The sequence below is a fragment of the Priestia megaterium NBRC 15308 = ATCC 14581 genome (assembly GCF_000832985.1).
GTDB classification, from domain to species: Bacteria; Bacillota; Bacilli; order Bacillales; family Bacillaceae_H; genus Priestia; species Priestia megaterium.
The window spans coordinates 4,349,713-4,366,297 of record NZ_CP009920.1 but is presented as its reverse complement, the minus strand read 5'-3'; the positions used below and the strand labels follow the sequence as shown (position 1 = coordinate 4,366,297).

Below are 16,585 nucleotides of genomic sequence, written 5' to 3'. Positions count from 1 at the left end.
TAGTCACTCCTTTCCAGCTTTCAATTCTTCATGGAGTGCTTTTAATTCAGCCTCTAGCTTACGTTTTTCTTTTTCAAATTCATCTTTAGCAACTGCAACAGGAGTGCTAGTTTGACTATCAACTTCGCCTGTATCTTGAGATAACCAATCTGGAACCATTTCTTTACGAACACGTCCGCTCTGTTTAAAACCACGCTTGTTTTTAAACTCTGCTTCTAACACTCGAACATCCGCTACTGTACGAACATTGCGGTTTGCCCATGCTTTTAGGATGCCTTCAGCATATTTCCATGCTTTTTGCTGTTTAAGTGTTAACTCCATTGCTTCTAGAACTAGTTCTTCTCCCATATCGTCAATCCAATGTTGAATTTGCTGACTAATAAACGGATTAAGCATTCCAAAATTTTGTTGATAAAAATCAAAAATAGATTGATAACTACTACGACTACTTACTTCACTTTCTGACGGATTACCTACTTCCGATTCCATATCTTTCTCAGGTAGTAGTAGTTCTTCTTCTTTTTCTTTTTCTTTTTCTTCTTCTTTTTCTTGTCCACTCCTCGTTGACGTATCGTTATGCGTATCGTCTACGTGTCGTGAAAAAGCCTGAAGTACTGAATCGTTAGGAATATGCTTCATGATATCTAGTAACAATGTTTTGTCTTTTACTTCTTTTAGTTCCTTATTTACACAGTCAATTACGGGCTTTCCAGCTTTATGTAAATTGTACTTACCCCAATTAAGGATAGCTAATTCTCTTGTCTGCTCGTTATATTTAATAAGTTTATGCAGTGTAATAAACCGATGTAAGAGGCTATTAATCGATTCCGTAGAATAACCTAAATCAAAAGCCATTTGCTTTTTGGTTATCTGGTATACACCAATTTGAGTAGTGTTTGGGTTGGTAAGAAGATATAAATAAAAATACTTATCTTCTGGCGTCATTTCTTCCAAAACTTTAGGATCTTGCCAAAAAGTTGTATGAACTTGTCTATATTTAGCCATGTTAAGCTCTCCTTCTTCGTGTTATACTATCCGTAGGAATTTTTTCTTTTGGGCCTCTGTTGCAGCAGAGGCTTTTATTTTTCACTCAATAAGACATCAATTAGGTTATGATTCATAATAATGGTCTCCAGGCTTTGACCCATGCGATAGCTTCTTGATAATCTTTCCGTTTCACAAAGATATATTTAGGTGTTGAAAATGCTCGTCTCAAGTTCTTATGAATCTCTGAATACATTCTTTGTTTGGTAAAACCGCATTCTTGATAATCTCCTATAAGTGATTCAACACGTTTCTTAATCTCATGATGCAAAGATTGTTGTTGGCCATGATTAAGGGTTAGTTCTTCAGAAAAGACACGCTTTAAATCTGTTACTTCCTTTTTTATTACAGGAATTTCTTCAGCTGCTTCTATGCTTAGCTTCATAGAGGCCATTAATTGTTCACGTTCCGTTAAAATTTTGGGTTTCCCTTGTAATTCTGCTTTAATTCGTTTAAATTCTTGTAAAAATTCCACTTTAAATTTCATTGCTTCTGGTGTGACATAAGACATAGCAACTAACGCAAATGCATCCTCTGTTAATTCATATTTTTTGTAAAAGTTACCTTGTTGAGATTGATATTCACGTTCCACAAAGTTGTGGAATATAAATTTGTCCATTCCAGCTTCAACTAACTTCACTTTTTGGTTACGAATATCTCTCATTACTGAGTCATGCCGCTTCCCAAAAACTTCAGCAACAGTTAAAGAATCTGTAACAGCTTGCCCATTTTGAATACTAACTAATTTTTTCACCTTTATTTTTCCCTCTCTTAATCTATTAATAAGTTTCATTGATGACTTCTTCTATTTCCTCATGTTCAACAAGTAAGTTACATAAACATTTGAGTTTAACCTCAACGCTACAACTCAATGTTTCATAGCCACATGTTTCACAAAAATACCTAAAAGTAGATATCAAAATACTGCTCATATTTAAACTTCCTTTCTTCTTGTGAAAGAGTTATAGATTATTAAAAAGACTAGTAGCATTACTGATGGACCACCTAGAAACATTAAGAACAAAAAAGTAGATAACGAAAGAGTAATTTCCATTCCCTATTCACCCACCCTTTCCAATACAAAAGATAGAGCTAAATTTTGCTGTTCATACCCGTATATCAGTTTTTCAATTGCTATTGGTGTATCTGATGTGAGTAGCTCTACTCTCAAACGATTTATTTGCTCTTTGTTCCACAATAATTGACTATGAATAGCCTCAATAAATTTCATTCTTTCACTCCTTTTACAAGTTACATTGTTCAAACAACCAATTTTCTAGAAACTCTTTTGCTTTCGGAGCGTAAATATACCACTTCCCCCCTACTTTCCTTTTTGGAAAGCGGGGATCAAAGAAAAATTCTTTTTGTATAGTATTCCAACTCATACAGGTCCTTCTTTTTAATTCTTTGGTATCCCAAAATATAAGTTCAGCGTCAACTTCATCTATTTTTTCTCTAAGAGTTTTCAAGTACAATTCTCTAACTTCATTTTCATCAATCTCAACATTAATCACTATTTATCCTCTCCATTAATTTTGTTTTCACTTTCGAAACCTGAGGTTCAATAAAATACTCATCTGATGAAATTTTAAGATGTCGACATATGTTACGTACTTCATTCAAGTTAAAATCTCCTCCAGTCCCATTAATCTTCTGATTTAATGCAACTGCTGAAATTTTAAGTAAGTTAGACAATTCCTTTTGCGTAATGCGATTTTCCACCATATAAGCTTTTAATTTTGAATAAGGAAGATGTCTCCGTTTAATCTCATACACTTCATCACCCCCTCATAAGTTGTCATTTTCGAAACTTAACAATGCAAATATACATCTTAAAAGTTTCGATGTCAATAACTTAATTAACTTATATCGAAATAAATATTGCGGTTTCGAAACAAATAACTTATAATTAAACTGCATCTAAATTGTTAGAAAAGGAGGTAAAGAAATGAAATATTCTTTTGGGGAAACTTTAAAAAAGCTTAGAGGTAAAATCACTCAAGATCAGTTAGCAAAGGCGTTAAATGATCAATATGGAACATCAATTAATAAAAGCATGATTTCCAAATGGGAAAATAATAAAGAAGAACCAAGGATTGATACAGCAAGATTTTTAGCTGATTATTTTGATGTTTCGCTTGATTATTTACTTGGAATTGAAAAGCTAAACAATAAAAAGGAACCCACTCCTATTCAAACAATTGCTGCTCATTTAGAAGGCAAAGATATAACTGAAGAAAAAATGAAGGAAGTTTTAAACTATATCGATTATGTCTTCAGCAAACAGTTTGATAAATAAAAGGAGTACACTCAATGTTAAGTTCATATGAAAAGTTACAGTCTAAATACAGCAATATTCTTATGAATGAGATTCCTTTAATGCATGGCTTCAAAGGACTATACTATGACGGTCGTATCCTAATTGATAAAAATCTGGATGAGACAGAAAAATATTGTATCTTAGCTGAAGAGTTAGGTCACCACTTTACAACTGTTGGAAATATCCTTAACCAGGATAGCATCGTAAACCGAAAACAGGAAAAGTTAGCTCGCCGCTGGGGCTACAACGAAATATTATTTTTGTCTCGTCTTATTGAAGCTTTTCATAATAATTGTACAAATCGATATGAAACTGCTTCCTTTTTAAATGTAACAGAAAAATTTTTACAAGAAGCATTAGATTGGTATAAAGAAAAATATGGTGTTTGCACTTTTTACGATGGTTACTTAATAGGATTTGATCCGCTAATTATAGAAAAATTACCTCTTAACTCTGAGTCTAATTAATGGGATGTATAATCTTTATTCCGCGCTTGATTAAAAAGCTAAACTTCTAAACCATTATCCTCTAAACTTACTCTTTCACGAGTAAATGAAGGATTAACTTTACCTTAAAACAGAACATACATTCCTAACAGAGGTGATTTACTTGAGATTTAAAGATGTAACTGCAGAAAGAAAAACGTTCGTTTCTTGTTTTAAAAACCAAAGTAAAGATACGAATACAATCAAAATTTTTAGTAATGGAGTAACTAAGATTATTTACAGTAGCAGCGAAAAGTCTGAAAAAGTCAGTATATCGAATCTTAAAAGAGACGTAAAACAATCTGAGGTATCATATGCAATAAAGAAAATATTAAAGGCTCAACCTGCTTCAGTCGAAATATTCTATAGCGCCAACGGGGTTATCCATATACATAAAAACAACTAATTTTAAACACAAGTTACTTAAAGGAGGTGAAACAGAAATTCTTATCGATTGACTTAATATTTTTTAAAGAGGTGATTAGATTGGCAAGCTATCGCCAGCGAGGAAAGAAGTGGGAATACAGAATTAGATATGTAGATCCTGCTTGTGGAAAAACGAAAGAAATATCAAAAGGTGGTTTTAGAACTAAATCAGAAGCTAAACTTGCAGCCAGTGAATTAGAAAAACAAATATATTTGGGCAAACATTCCCTTTTAGAGAACCGGGAAAAATTAATTAAAGATTGGTTTAACGAATGGCTCGAGGTATATGGTAGTCAAGTTCAGCTGCGAACATTAAAAAACAGAAAAACCTACGTTAATAATCAAATTATCCCTTACTTAGGTGATTTCAAGCTTAATCAATTACCTAGACTAGAATATCAGAAATTCATCAATAGATTAACTGAGAATTATTCACTAGGTACAGTAAAAGCTATTCACTCGATTTTTTGTATTGCTATAAATAAAGCGGTAGAGCTAGAAATGCTAACCTACAACAAATATAGAAATATCTCTATAAAAAAAGAAAAGGATCTTTCCGAGAGAAAAATTAATTATCTTACAAGAGATGAAGTTACCATTTTTATGGATACAGCAAAACAGTGCCCTTTTTATCAATATATCGTAGCTATTACCCTTTTGCGGACAGGCATGAGAAAAGGTGAATTAATTGCATTGCATTGGGACGATATTAATTTTAAAGATAAAACTATTAGCATCACTAAAACACGGAGCAGTCACGGCGTAAAGCCTCCTAAAACGAAACGCAGTATGCGGACAATAAGTATTGATGATACATTGGTAACTGAGTTAAAAAAATATCAAACTTGGCAAAAAAGAAATAAACTTAAATATGGAGCTAGTTATATTGAACAAGAGTACATGATTACCCAAGCCAATGGTAAAGCGCTTAGTGAATTTCGAATTAACGATATTATGAAGGCTATTACCAACAAAGCTAAACTGCATCACATAAGCCCTCACGGTTTACGCCATACTCATGCAATTATGTTATTAGAGAGCGGAGCTGATATTAAATTTGTAAGTGATCGGCTAGGACATACAAACATTAAAATGACAGCTGATGTATATCTTCATATTACAAAGAAATATGAATCTGAAAACATTACTAAGCTAGATCGTTATCTAAGTAATTAGTGGGGCAAAAATGGGGCAAACGCCTAATCCCCCCTCTTAAACCCCTCTCATATCAATAGCTTACTCACAAACCCCATCTTTTTCTTAAAAAAATGAGGGTTGAGGAAATAGCTCTGCAAGCAGTTCATAAGACTTCTTTTTTGCTTCATAATCATGGATATTTGTAATAATTAAAAATTCGTCGTTATCGTATTTTTGCTGCAGCCCGATTAATCCTTGTTTTACTTCAGCTGGATTTCCTACGATCATACGAGGACGATTGGTGCTTATTTTTTTGAGCTCTTCTTCTGAATAAGAACGATTATGCACTTCTTCTATCGATGAAACCGTTGTATCTCCGCCTTTAGCTACTTTCAACAGCCAATCATCTAACGTTTTAGCGTGTTCCTCAGCTTCTTCTGTTGTTTCTGCACATACTACAAATACGCATACGTTGGTTTTAGGCTTTGATTGATACGAAGAAGGGATAAATTCTTGTTTATAATGACGAATGGCTTCTTGTCCTCCAACTGAATAAATAAAGTGTCCAAACGTAAAAGAGATGCCCAGTTCAGCAGCTGATCTCGCTCCTCTTTTATTAATACCAAGATGCCACAGTTCTGGCTTTGTTTCGCTCAGCGGATAAGCCGTCACGCCGTAATACGGATGATCCGACGGCAAATTATGCTCAAGATGTCCTTTTAACGCTTGAATTTGCCGCGGAAATTCATTGAGGCTTTTACGAACTCCATCTGTCAGCGCTAGCCGGGTAAGCGCATCTCCTCCCGGTGACCGTCCAAGACCTAAGTCAATTCGATTCGGAAACAGATTTTCAAGCAGCTGAGCATCTTCTGCTACTTTATACGGACTGTATTGAGGAAGAAGGACTCCTCCAGATCCAATTCGGATCCGACTCGTTTGAGAAGCTAAGTGCGTCATTAATAGTGTCGGAGATGAACCCGCAAGACCATTCGTATTATGATGTTCCGCTACCCAAAAGCGATGGTAGCCCAACTCTTCCGTTAATTCAGCCAGCTCTATCGTGCGTTTCAACGCTTCCTTTGGTGTTGATCCGCTTGAAACAGGAGACTGATCCAATACGCTTAGCTTAATCATAGGTGATTCTTCCTTTCGGTTTTCAATTTCTATTGTCTCTATTGTAGAAGAAAAATATGAATTCGTCTTGAAATTTGCTTCACGCTCATAGAAAAAGCAAACGCGAATTAGCGTTTGCTTTTTCTTTTTCTTATTTTGCTTCGTGCATTTCTTTCACACGCTTATCGCTCGGTAACAGCCATGTTAACAGCCCTAGAATTGGAAGATAGCTGCAAAACAGCATAATAAACTGAAGGCTGAAGACATCGGCTAATTTACCGAATACAACAGCTCCTAAAGCTCCCATTCCAAAAGCAAGACCTACAATTAAGCCGGAAACCAAGCCGATTTTTCCCGGCATCAGCTCCTGAGCATAGACGACCGTGACGCTGAAACTTGACTGAAGAATAAAGCCGATTAGTACTAAAAGAGGTGCTGCCACTCCTAGAGAAACATGAGGCAGTAATAAAGTAAACGGTACTGACCCTAACATAGAAAACAATAAAATATTTCGTTTTCCGAAACGATCGGCAAGCGGACCTCCAAAGAATGTTCCAAATACCCCTGCAATCATAAATAAAAAAACGTAAAGCTGAGCGCTTTTGATAGGCAAATTAAATTTTTCAATGATATAAAACTGAAAGAAATTAAGGATGCCTGCTCCGTACCATGAACGTGCAAAAACAAGAAAAATTAAAAGTCCAACCGCGAAAATAATTTGCTTGTTCATCGTAAATGAAGCATCTGACTGCTTTTTCTTTAAGCGTTGACGAGTAGCTAACTCCGATTTATACCATTTAGAGACGCTATACAAAACCACTACGCCGATACCTGCAATTAACGTAAACCAAATCGTTCCAAACTGACCAAGTCCGATAAAGATAAATGCCGTAAATAGCGGAGCCATCGACTGTCCTGTATTTCCGCCAACTTGATAAATAGACTGCGCCAGCCCCCGTTTTCCTCCTGCTGCCATATACGCCACGCGAGAACCTTCCGGGTGAAAAATAGCGGATCCGAATCCTACAAATAAAACAGATATAATCACAAAATAAAAATTTGGCGCTAAAGCGAGCCCAACCATACCGATCATGCTTAAACACATTGCAATTGGCAATAAAAATGGCGAGGGACGCTTATCGGCAAATACGCCGAATACCGGCTGCATAATCGATGACGTCATGTTTAAAGCAAAGGCAATCCAGCCGATTTGCGTGTAGTTTAAATTCATCGATTTTTCAAGGACAGGAAAAAGTGCCGGTATAACGGATTGCATACAATCATTTAGGAAATGTCCTAAACTAATAGCAAATAAAATACGATAAATCGTTGCCGGCTGCGCTTGCTGCGTTCGTGCTGCTGCTTGCATTCATAACCCTTCTTTCTTAATTTAATCTACATTATAATTGTTAAAGTCTTACAATGTCTTTTTCTATTATACAGTGAAAAGTAAGATTGTAGTTGTTTTCTTTTTTATAAAAAAGGGAAAATTACCTGTGAGGTGAGAACAGTGAAAAAACATGTGCATATGATTGTAGACGGACGCGTTCAAGGGGTTGGGTTTCGTCACTATACGCAGCTAAAAGCAATGGAATGCTCTATTAACGGATGGGTGCGAAATCGAGACGATCAAAAAGTGGAAATTGATGCTGAAGGTGAAGAAAGCAACATCCAAAAATTTATTGAAGAAATTAAAAAAGGTCCCTCGCCGTTCGCTTCTGTTAGCAACGTGGAAGTAAAGGTAGTAAACACCCCTTCCCACACCCATTCTTTTCGCGTAAAGTACAGTTAAAAAACTGGCTAAATCAAGATAATTTTTGATAAAATGGAAAAGTAAGCGATTTTATATCATCTACATATAAGGGGGAAAAACGATGGTTGAAAACAAAATTGTGTTAATTACAGGTGCAGCTCAAGGTATTGGTTATCAAATTGGTGAGCGCTTTGCTGAAGACGGCGCAACTGTTGTCTTAACTGACTTGAATGAAGATGGAGTTAAGAAAGCAGCAGACAAATTGAAGACGAAAGGCTACGAAGCATTAGGCATTAAAGCAGACGTGACAAATGAAAGTGACATTGAACAAATGATTGCTCAAACGGTTGAAACATATGGCCGCCTTGATGTATTAATTAACAATGCTGGCATGCAATTTGTTTCCCCGCTCGAAGAATTTCCTACTGAAAAATTTGAACTTTTAACGAAAATTATGCTTGTTGCACCTTTTGTTGCGACTAAGCATGCGTTTCCTATTATGAAAAAGCAAAAATTCGGCCGCATTTTGAACATGTCTTCCATTAACGGATTGATTGGTTTCTCAGGAAAAGCGGCATACAACAGCGCTAAGCACGGCGTGATTGGCTTAACGAAAGTGGCTGCTCTTGAAGGTGCAGAGCACGGCATTACGGTAAATGCGATTTGCCCTGGTTATGTTGATACACCGCTTGTTCAAAATCAATTAAAAGATTTGGCACGTACGCGAAATGTAGCGCTTGAAAAAGTACTAGAAGAAGTCATTTATCCTCTTGTTCCTCAAAAGCGCTTGCTTGCAGTTGATGAAATTGCAGATTATGCAATGTTTTTAGCAAGTGATTTAGCAAAAGGCGTAACCGGCCAAGCTGCTGTGATCGATGGTGGATATACGGCTCAATAAAAAAAGAGTGTCAGTTAGACTGGCACTCTTTTTTTATTTATTTAATTTCGAATTCTCCTAAAGAACCTGTCGTCTGACCTGCTTTTACTGCTTCTGCGTATAAATAATACGTTCCCGCTGGAAGAGCTTCACCATTAATCTTTCCGTCCCACGTTGCGCTAGAGAATCCTTTTTCTACATTCGTATACGAACTTAACAATTCCCCTTTTTCTAACGTTGCATCGTAAATGTAATAGCTAAGCTTCTCTGCTCCTCCTGGTAAATAACTGCCGTATTCAAATGAGCCATTTCCTAGTACATCTACATACGCAGAAGTGACGCGAGGATAATCCGGCTCTTTTACAAATAAGATGGTTGGAACATCGTACGTTTCTTTATTGTTACTTACGGTAATTGTCCCTTCGTAATAGCCAGGAGATAATTTCCCTGCATCTACTTTTACATTGAGATTTACTTTTTGCGTTTTTCCTGCATTAACAACTAAATCATTTGTTGATTTAACGTCAATTGCCTGATGGCTTTTCTTAAATTTTACTTTGACCGAGTATTTTTGACTGTGATTTGATAGATTTTTAATCTTAAAGCTTTGTTTTTCTACTTGTTTCCCTTTATCTTTATAAAAGACGCCGTACGAGTGACTTCCTGGTGTAATAAGCGTTTTTGCTTTAATTGCATCTACTACGCGCATGCTTCCTGCACCTTGCGTATTATGAGGGTAAACCAGCCCGTTGCGGTCACGAAGCAGTTCGGTTGTGTTCATTAAAGATGCTTTTACGTCTTCTACTTTATAATTTGGATGCGCCTGTAAAATTAACGCTGCTGCTCCTGCTACGTGGGGTGCTGCCATACTTGTTCCTTGCTTTGATCCATATCCATGAGGGTTGCTTGGATCATTGGTTGGCACTGTGCTGATAATATCGACTCCCGGTGCCGAAATGTCCGGCTTAATCATCCATGTATCAACAACCGGTCCGCGAGATGAAAAGTCAGCCATTGTTTCATCAACTGTCTGATCAAATGTTGCAGTAAAAGAGCCCGTAACGGATCCTTTTGCTAAAGAAGCTGCCAAAGCTTGTCCATCGGCTTTTGATAGGCGAATACTTGGCAAAGATGTGCCTGGAATATCAGGGATTGTTCCTTCTACGTTGTTGTAAATCACCGTTGCCACAGCACCGGCTTTTTTCGCATTATCAACTTTATCTACAAACGCAATGTCGCCGCGAGAAATAACCGCTACTTTTCCTTTTACATCCTTTCCTTCAAAGTCTTCTGGTTTACCGAGTCCGACAGGTACAAATTCATACTTTTTACCGCTTGCATCTAGTAATGCCTTGTCATTTGGAAAGCCCATTACTTCAGCTGAAGCATAGCTTGCGTTATCTACAGTTAATGTCGTTTTATACAAATTGTAAGGAAGCTGAGTTGCACCCACTGAAATAGCTTCACGAGACGTTCCCGGAGAGCCTACTGTCCAATTAGCTGGTCCACTGTTTCCATTTGACGTAACGGCAACTACTCCTTCTTCCATTGCCCAATCTAATGCAATACTCGTTGCCAAGTCCGGATTATTAATCGTATCTCCAAGCGACAGGTTCATTACATCAGCTCCGTCTTCTACCGCACGTTCAATACCGGCGATCACGTCTTCTGTGGTACCCGTTCCTCCTGGACCTAGTACACGATAAGCAAGTAAATGAGCATCAGGAGCTACTCCTTTAATTTTCCCGTCCGCTGCAATTGTTCCTGCTACGTGCGTTCCGTGCGTTGTTGCTTCGCCTTTTGGATCTCCAGCAGGCGTTTCTTGAGGATCTTTGTCATCATCTACAAAATCCCATCCTTTATATTTCTCAAACGCTGACTTTAAATCCGGGTGGTCGTAATCAACGCCTGTATCGATAACGGCTACGGTCATATTTTTGCCTGTATATCCTGATTTCCACGCTTGATCTGCTCCTACATAGTAAATGCTTTTATCCATTTCAGAACCGTATTCTTCGGCGCTCACTTCTTTCGATTTCACTTCTGTTGTATGATATTCAACGCTTGGGTAAATAGCTTTTACTCCCGGTAAACTTGCTACTTTTTCAAGGTCATTAGCCGGAAGTTCCGCTGAAAACCCCGAAAACACTTGGTCATATTCACGCTTTACTTTTGAAGTTTTAGAAGCTTTTGAAAGCTCTTTTTTCACTTCGTCACGCGCTTTTTTAATCTTTCCTTTACTTTGCGCTACTCCTTTTTTCTTTGCTTCCGCTACAGACTCTTCATTTAACTCCACAATAACTTTTACTTTTTTGGCTGATTTTAAGTTATAGTCTCCTTGAATTTTAACTAAAGACGGTTCAAGCGCCGGTTTTGAATTTCCGTTGGCGGATGCTCCCATTGCAAAAGAAGATAAAGCAACCGAAAATGCTACTGTACTTAATACAGACCGAATTGACACTTTTTTCATTGTTTTTTCCCTCTCCATTTCTCTCTATACTTCGTGCTACTATGTATGCCTTCATCCCCGGAACATACGAATCTTTTGCTTAGCTTGTGAGCTAAAAACTAGAATAGTATGGAAGTTCTATATATTACTATAAAATCCTTGAGTCTATGGAATTATTTTATATATTGGTGAAAATTAAGCACTAATACTCAAAAAATGAAGGATTTTGTCTGTTTCTCGTCTTTTCGTAACTTTTTTATTCCTAAAATTATGAAGAGATTAGATGAATATACAAGAATACTGCCGAATTTCTGTTAATTTAGCTATTTTTATCAGGGACTCATCTCTACTTCCTCTTCGGTTACTTATAAGGTTTTTTTATTATTTTAAGAAAATTGTTCTTATAAGCGCTTTTTATTTTATAAATTATTATTTAGAACATAGTTTAATTTAATATAAAATACGCACTTAATTAAATGAAATTTTAAAAAATTAAGAATAATAAAGGGAGATCTTGCAGATACTAACGTCAACGCTCGCACAAAGGGAGGCATGATTATGATAGATTTAAATTTCATCCTACTCATCCTTGATCTTCTCTCATCTCTTGTCACTATTGGCATCTACTTTACAACTAAGTAAGTACCTAACCTTCTCTTTACTCTTCTAGCGCATGCACTTAAGCTATTAAAAAAAGAAGCAAGCCAATTTTTATTGGCTTGCTTCAGCTATATAATAAAGTAGTTAAACTGGAAGGGATTTATCCGCGTCTTCCGCCTCTGCCACCTCGTTTTGATTCAGTGCTGCGTTTTAGTGTAGATAAATTATCTTCACTATCTTTTAAGAAACGCGCCATTTTTTGTTCGAAGTTTTCCTTTGGTTGGAAGTTGCTTTTAGAACGATTATCATTATTTCTTGCCTGACGTGGCGGGCGTTGTGAATAAGAAGATGAGGGTCTTTCAGGTTTATCTATTGCTTTTTTAATCGATAATCCAATTTTTCCGTCTTTCTCATTAACGACTTTCACTTCAATTTCTTGACCAACTTTAAGATGGTCATTAATGTCTTTTACATAGCTGTCAGCTACCTCACTAATATGTACAAGCCCAGTTTGACCTCCAGGTAATTCTACAAATGCTCCAAAATTAGTAATACCTGTTACTTTACCTTGTACCTTGCTACCTACTTCAACTGCCATAAAAAATGTTCCTCCTCAATAATATTAAAAGCACTTCATTATACCAAAGTGCGTAAGAATAACAAAGTGTGTATGAGAAAACAATTTGTTAAATTGCACTTTTTCCGCCTCTTTTTTGTTTTATGAAAGAAATCAGTCAAAATAATGCCCATATTAGGTATATCTAATATGGGCATTTCTCTCATTTCCACCATTCATCAAACATGCTAGCCGGTAACTGACGTTTATGTTCAGTAATACGATAGCGCTGTTCAATTTTTTCAGCGGCTTCTTGTGATACTTCTTTTCCTTCCAAATAATCGTCTAGTTCATCATAAGAAATTCCTAGTTCCGTTTCATCAGCTTGACCAGGACTATTATCTAACAAGTCAGCTGTTGGTACTTTTTCATACAATCGTTTATCTGCACCTAATTCTTTTAGCAATGCTTTTCCTTGACGTTTTGTTAGTCCTGTTAGAGGCAGCACGTCTGCTCCGCCATCTCCGTATTTCGTAAAAAAGCCTGTTACTGCTTCTGCTGCATGATCGGTTCCGATAACTAGAAGGCCGTTTTCTCCTCCGATTGCATACTGTACAATCATACGCGTACGTGCTTTGACATTTCCTTTATGAAAATCAGACAGGGCTATATCTGTCGCACCTGTAAACGAACTTTCAAATGCTTCCACCGTGTTTTTAATATTAAACGTATATGTTTCATTAGGTTTAATAAATTCTAGTGAAGCCTTCGCATCTGCTTCATCATGCTGCGTGCCATGAGGCAAGCGAACGGCTACAAATTTTGCTTCATATTCTTCTTTTCGCAATTCGTCTACAGCAATCTGTGCTAATCGTCCAGCTAAGCTAGAGTCCTGCCCCCCGCTTATACCTAATACAAAGCCTTTTGCATTTGCTGACTTTAGGTAGCTTTTCAGAAAATCAACGCGGGCACGAATTTCTTGTGCTGGATCAATTTCAGATTTCACATGTAGCTCTTTTCTTATTTTTTCTTGCATGTCTGACATGATACATGCTCTCCTTCCATTATATGTAGATTTCTTACTGATACAGTCCATATTTTTTACTATAAAAATAACAGAGATCAGGCATTAAATATCTTGGTTCTCCGCCCCGGGCAAATTCTTGACGAATATAAGTAGAGCTGATTTCCATCGCCAGCCCTTTATCAAGAAGCTGAAACCGGCCGTCGTCATAATTTCGAAGCAAAGGAGAATGACTAATAGCTTTCAACATGTCTATTCCCTCTCTTGCCATGATGATAAACTGGTTTTTACTAATAAGTTCATCTGCTTTCTTCCACTTGCCTTCACCAATATCTTGCAGTAAGTCGGCTCCCATAATAAAAAATAAATCAGCGTGTGGAAGCAATTTTTTAAAGTGCTCCATAGTGTAGTATGTGTAATGATAGCCGGGCAATACGTCTAGCTCATACGTATCGAGCAAAAATTTGGGGTTATCTTTAATCGCTAAGCTAACCATATTTACACGGTGCTCATCCAATGTCTGGAGCTTTTTATCTGTTCGTTTGTGCGATGAAGGCAAAAAGATAATAGCATCTAGCTTCTTTCGATGCGCAACCGTTGATGCCGTCCAAAGGTGAACATTGGTAACCGGATCAAAAGAAGAACCATAAATACCAATTTTCGCTCCTTTTTCTAAAAGCTTATCTATTTTTTTATCAGGGTTTAGCTGTTGAAAATAAGCAAGCGTATCTGACATGTCTCCAGCTCCCTACTATTTTTTATTTAGGGCTTCTGCTACTTTTTGTTTTACGTACGCAATTTGACGCGTTTTATTTTCCCAACATTTTTCGCTTAAATCTACTGGATATTCTTCAGGATTGCGCGTGCGCTTATATTCATCCCAAAGCAGCTCTAAATTATCTTTTACGTACTGCTGAATTTCCTGAAGTTCTTCTGTTTCATACACAAGCTCTCCGTTCACAAAGATATCATGATGGAGTTCTTTTGCTTCAAAATTTGTGACGAATTTACTGATAAACGTATGAACAGGATGGAACATTTTTAAACGTTCTTCGCTTTGAGGATCTTCGTCTTCCATCGTGATATAATCCCCTTCAGATTTCCCATTCAAATTATTAATAATACGATATACACGCTTTAATCCTGGTGTACTCACTTTTTCAGGATTTGCGCTAATTTTAATCGTATCCATCATCTCGCCATTTTCTCCTTCAATAGAAACGAGTTTATACACTGCACCAAGCGCGGGCTGATCATATGCAGTAATGAGCTTAGTACCAATCCCCCACATGTCTATTTGTGCCCCTTGCGACTTTAAATGCATAATCGTATCTTCATCTAAATCGTTGGAAGCAACAATTTTTGTCTCTGTAAACCCTGCTTCATCTAACATTTGACGAGCTTTTTTAGACAAATATGTTAAATCGCCGCTGTCTAAGCGAATCGCTGTAAAATTAATTTTATCGCCTAATTCTTTTGCTACTTTAATGGCGTTAGGAACTCCTGATTTTAACGTATCGTACGTATCAACTAGAAACACGCAGTTTTTATGGCGACGAGCATATTTATGAAATGCAATGTATTCGTCTTTATAAGCTTGCACCATCGCATGAGCATGCGTTCCTGCCACTGGAATTCCAAATTTCTTTCCTGCTCGCACGTTAGAAGTAGCACTAAATCCGCCAATATAGGCTGCTCTTGTTCCCCAAATGGCAGCGTCCATTTCTTGAGCGCGTCGTGTTCCAAATTCCATTGCCACTTGATCTCCTACTACATGTTTGATTCGAGCTGCTTTTGTTGCAATCAGCGTTTGGTAATTCACAATATTTAAAATCGCTGTTTCTACAAGCTGAGCTTCAATTAATGGTGCTTCTACACGTAAAATTGGTTCATTATGAAATACAAGCTCACCTTCACGCATACATCGAATTGTTCCAGTAAACGTAAGGTCTTTTAAGTAAGCTAAATAATCTTCTTTAAAACCTAATTCTTCGTGCAAGTAGGTTAAATCTGATTCGCTAAATTTAAATGCTTTAATATATTCAATAATTCTTTCTAATCCAGCGAAAACAGCATAACCATTTCCAAAAGGAAGTTTGCGGAAGAAAACTTCAAAAACAGCCTTCTTTTGATGAATATTATCTTCCCAGTACGTTTCTCCCATATTAATTTGATATAAATCGGTGTGTAGCATTACGCTGTCATCTGTAAACATATTCATTGATTTCCTCCACTTTTATGTCCTTAAATAATTTCTGCTCCGAGGCAAGATTTAAAGTGTTCGAGCGCCCACTCATGGCCTTTTTGATTAAAGCTTGCTACGGCTTTTTCATAAATATAAATAGCAAATCCTTTATTATAGGCATCTACTGCTGTATGAAGTACACAAATATCCGTACATACACCTGCTAAGTAGACATCGGTAATTTGTCTTTCTCTCAGTTTAATCTCCAGATCCGTTCCAGCAAATGCGCTGTATCTCGTTTTATTCATCCATTCTACATTTGCCTGTGATTGATACACATTATATAAATCATTTAACTTTCCGTATAGCTCTCTTCCTGCAGAGCCTTCAACATTATGAGGCGGAAACAGCGCTGATTCTGGATGCAAGGAATCATTTTCTTTATGAAAATCAATGGCGAACACCACATACTCGTTTTGCTCAATAAATTGACGCGTAATATCGCTTATGAATGTTTCAATTTGTTGCCCTGGTTCTCCGCATGTCAAAGCTCCGTTTTCAGCTACAAAATCATTTGTATAATCGATGTTAATCAGTGCTTTTTTCATTATGTTTC

General features: G+C 36.9%; 19 protein-coding genes. 6 read left to right on the top strand and 13 right to left on the bottom strand.

Going from position 1 to position 16,585, the window contains the following annotated elements; all coding sequences use genetic code 11:
• Positions 1 to 3: 3 nt before the first annotated feature.
• From BG04_RS22375 to BG04_RS22360, 5 genes are all read right to left on the bottom strand, one after another.
• The gene (locus BG04_RS22375) at positions 4 to 1,005 is read right to left on the bottom strand and encodes a DnaD domain-containing protein (RefSeq protein WP_034652426.1); all 1,002 of its coding nucleotides are present in this window, start codon (positions 1,003 to 1,005) and stop codon (positions 4 to 6) included.
• A 112-nt stretch (positions 1,006 to 1,117) separates the two neighbouring features.
• Positions 1,118 to 1,837 carry a Rha family transcriptional regulator gene (locus BG04_RS22370; protein ID WP_034652429.1) on the bottom strand — a complete coding sequence of 240 codons (720 nt, stop codon included), beginning with the start codon at positions 1,835 to 1,837 and terminating at the stop codon, positions 1,118 to 1,120.
• 264 nt (positions 1,838 to 2,101) lie between these two features.
• Complete coding sequence (locus BG04_RS30635) at positions 2,102 to 2,275, bottom strand: hypothetical protein (RefSeq protein WP_155276304.1); 174 nt, start codon at positions 2,273 to 2,275, stop codon at positions 2,102 to 2,104.
• Positions 2,276 to 2,288: 13 nt separating this feature from the next.
• Positions 2,289 to 2,558, bottom strand: a complete 270-nt coding sequence (locus BG04_RS22365) for a group-specific protein (RefSeq protein ID WP_034652431.1) — start codon at positions 2,556 to 2,558, stop codon at positions 2,289 to 2,291.
• Positions 2,551 to 2,820: a helix-turn-helix domain-containing protein gene (locus BG04_RS22360; protein ID WP_051975608.1), complete on the bottom strand. Its 270-nt coding sequence runs from the start codon at positions 2,818 to 2,820 to the stop codon at positions 2,551 to 2,553. Before BG04_RS22360 ends, BG04_RS22365 begins: the two co-directional genes overlap by 8 nt.
• Before the next feature lie 172 nt (positions 2,821 to 2,992).
• Here BG04_RS22360 and BG04_RS22355 point away from each other — a divergent pair, with 172 nt between their 5' ends.
• The 4 genes from BG04_RS22355 to BG04_RS22340 all read left to right on the top strand — a co-directional run bounded on the left by BG04_RS22355 (position 2,993) and on the right by BG04_RS22340 (position 5,451).
• A complete protein-coding gene (locus BG04_RS22355; RefSeq protein ID WP_034652432.1) occupies positions 2,993 to 3,343 on the top strand; it encodes a helix-turn-helix domain-containing protein in 351 nt (116 codons plus the stop codon).
• A gap of 14 nt (positions 3,344 to 3,357) precedes the next feature.
• Positions 3,358 to 3,831, top strand: a complete 474-nt coding sequence (locus BG04_RS22350) for an ImmA/IrrE family metallo-endopeptidase (protein ID WP_034652435.1) — start codon at positions 3,358 to 3,360, stop codon at positions 3,829 to 3,831.
• 133 nt (positions 3,832 to 3,964) lie between these two features.
• Positions 3,965 to 4,255, top strand: coding sequence for a DUF1827 family protein (locus BG04_RS31860; RefSeq protein WP_080743208.1), 291 nt, complete (start codon positions 3,965 to 3,967; stop codon positions 4,253 to 4,255).
• A gap of 80 nt (positions 4,256 to 4,335) precedes the next feature.
• The gene (locus tag BG04_RS22340) at positions 4,336 to 5,451 is read left to right on the top strand and encodes a site-specific integrase (RefSeq protein WP_034652441.1); all 1,116 of its coding nucleotides are present in this window, start codon (positions 4,336 to 4,338) and stop codon (positions 5,449 to 5,451) included.
• A gap of 84 nt (positions 5,452 to 5,535) precedes the next feature.
• On the opposite strand, the gene BG04_RS22335 is transcribed toward BG04_RS22340, so the two are convergent.
• Both BG04_RS22335 and BG04_RS22330 read right to left on the bottom strand, forming a co-directional pair.
• Positions 5,536 to 6,546 carry an LLM class flavin-dependent oxidoreductase gene (locus BG04_RS22335; protein WP_013083033.1) on the bottom strand — a complete coding sequence of 337 codons (1,011 nt, stop codon included), beginning with the start codon at positions 6,544 to 6,546 and terminating at the stop codon, positions 5,536 to 5,538.
• A 130-nt stretch (positions 6,547 to 6,676) separates the two neighbouring features.
• Positions 6,677 to 7,894 (bottom strand): MFS transporter, encoded by a 1,218-nt coding sequence (locus tag BG04_RS22330; RefSeq protein ID WP_013083032.1) that lies wholly within the window; start codon positions 7,892 to 7,894, stop codon positions 6,677 to 6,679.
• Between the two features lie 141 nt (positions 7,895 to 8,035).
• Here BG04_RS22330 and BG04_RS22325 point away from each other — a divergent pair, with 141 nt between their 5' ends.
• The gene (locus BG04_RS22325; RefSeq protein ID WP_013083031.1) at positions 8,036 to 8,317 is read left to right on the top strand and encodes an acylphosphatase; all 282 of its coding nucleotides are present in this window, start codon (positions 8,036 to 8,038) and stop codon (positions 8,315 to 8,317) included.
• Positions 8,318 to 8,399: 82 nt separating this feature from the next.
• Entirely contained in the window at positions 8,400 to 9,176 is a 777-nt protein-coding gene (locus BG04_RS22320) for a 3-hydroxybutyrate dehydrogenase (RefSeq protein ID WP_013056911.1), read from the top strand.
• Positions 9,177 to 9,213: 37 nt separating this feature from the next.
• Here the strand turns inward: BG04_RS22320 and BG04_RS22315 are convergent, their stop codons facing one another.
• The 6 genes from BG04_RS22315 to BG04_RS22290 all read right to left on the bottom strand — a co-directional run bounded on the left by BG04_RS22315 (position 9,214) and on the right by BG04_RS22290 (position 16,577).
• The gene (locus BG04_RS22315) at positions 9,214 to 11,625 is read right to left on the bottom strand and encodes a S8 family serine peptidase (protein ID WP_034652443.1); all 2,412 of its coding nucleotides are present in this window, start codon (positions 11,623 to 11,625) and stop codon (positions 9,214 to 9,216) included.
• Positions 11,626 to 12,364: 739 nt separating this feature from the next.
• A complete protein-coding gene (locus tag BG04_RS22310; protein WP_013056909.1) occupies positions 12,365 to 12,802 on the bottom strand; it encodes a S1 domain-containing RNA-binding protein in 438 nt (145 codons plus the stop codon).
• A 181-nt stretch (positions 12,803 to 12,983) separates the two neighbouring features.
• A complete protein-coding gene (gene nadE / locus BG04_RS22305) occupies positions 12,984 to 13,805 on the bottom strand; it encodes an NAD(+) synthase (protein ID WP_034652444.1) in 822 nt (273 codons plus the stop codon).
• 34 nt (positions 13,806 to 13,839) lie between these two features.
• Positions 13,840 to 14,520: a nicotinate (nicotinamide) nucleotide adenylyltransferase gene (gene nadD / locus BG04_RS22300; RefSeq protein ID WP_034652445.1), complete on the bottom strand. Its 681-nt coding sequence runs from the start codon at positions 14,518 to 14,520 to the stop codon at positions 13,840 to 13,842.
• A gap of 15 nt (positions 14,521 to 14,535) precedes the next feature.
• Positions 14,536 to 16,005: a nicotinate phosphoribosyltransferase gene (locus tag BG04_RS22295; protein ID WP_034652448.1), complete on the bottom strand. Its 1,470-nt coding sequence runs from the start codon at positions 16,003 to 16,005 to the stop codon at positions 14,536 to 14,538.
• 23 nt (positions 16,006 to 16,028) lie between these two features.
• Positions 16,029 to 16,577 carry a cysteine hydrolase family protein gene (locus BG04_RS22290; protein ID WP_013083026.1) on the bottom strand — a complete coding sequence of 183 codons (549 nt, stop codon included), beginning with the start codon at positions 16,575 to 16,577 and terminating at the stop codon, positions 16,029 to 16,031.
• Between the last annotated feature and the right edge of the window lie 8 nt (positions 16,578 to 16,585).

What these genes read in the sequence shown, in the direction of transcription:
- BG04_RS22375 (WP_034652426.1), bottom strand. Translation starts at nt 1,005, where the DNA reads ATGGCTAAATATAGACAAGTTCATACAACTTTTTGGCAAGATCCTAAA.
- BG04_RS22370 (WP_034652429.1), bottom strand. Translation starts at nt 1,837, where the DNA reads ATGAAACTTATTAATAGATTAAGAGAGGGAAAAATAAAGGTGAAAAAA.
- BG04_RS30635 (WP_155276304.1), bottom strand. Translation starts at nt 2,275, where the DNA reads ATGAAATTTATTGAGGCTATTCATAGTCAATTATTGTGGAACAAAGAG.
- BG04_RS22355 (WP_034652432.1), top strand. Translation starts at nt 2,993, where the DNA reads ATGAAATATTCTTTTGGGGAAACTTTAAAAAAGCTTAGAGGTAAAATC.
- BG04_RS22350 (WP_034652435.1), top strand. Translation starts at nt 3,358, where the DNA reads ATGTTAAGTTCATATGAAAAGTTACAGTCTAAATACAGCAATATTCTT.
- BG04_RS22335 (WP_013083033.1), bottom strand. Translation starts at nt 6,546, where the DNA reads ATGATTAAGCTAAGCGTATTGGATCAGTCTCCTGTTTCAAGCGGATCA.
- BG04_RS22330 (WP_013083032.1), bottom strand. Translation starts at nt 7,894, where the DNA reads ATGCAAGCAGCAGCACGAACGCAGCAAGCGCAGCCGGCAACGATTTAT.
- BG04_RS22320 (WP_013056911.1), top strand. Translation starts at nt 8,400, where the DNA reads ATGGTTGAAAACAAAATTGTGTTAATTACAGGTGCAGCTCAAGGTATT.
- BG04_RS22315 (WP_034652443.1), bottom strand. Translation starts at nt 11,625, where the DNA reads ATGAAAAAAGTGTCAATTCGGTCTGTATTAAGTACAGTAGCATTTTCG.
- BG04_RS22310 (WP_013056909.1), bottom strand. Translation starts at nt 12,802, where the DNA reads ATGGCAGTTGAAGTAGGTAGCAAGGTACAAGGTAAAGTAACAGGTATT.
- nadE (WP_034652444.1), bottom strand. Translation starts at nt 13,805, where the DNA reads ATGTCAGACATGCAAGAAAAAATAAGAAAAGAGCTACATGTGAAATCT.
- nadD (WP_034652445.1), bottom strand. Translation starts at nt 14,520, where the DNA reads ATGTCAGATACGCTTGCTTATTTTCAACAGCTAAACCCTGATAAAAAA.
- BG04_RS22295 (WP_034652448.1), bottom strand. Translation starts at nt 16,005, where the DNA reads ATGAATATGTTTACAGATGACAGCGTAATGCTACACACCGATTTATAT.
- BG04_RS22290 (WP_013083026.1), bottom strand. Translation starts at nt 16,577, where the DNA reads ATGAAAAAAGCACTGATTAACATCGATTATACAAATGATTTTGTAGCT.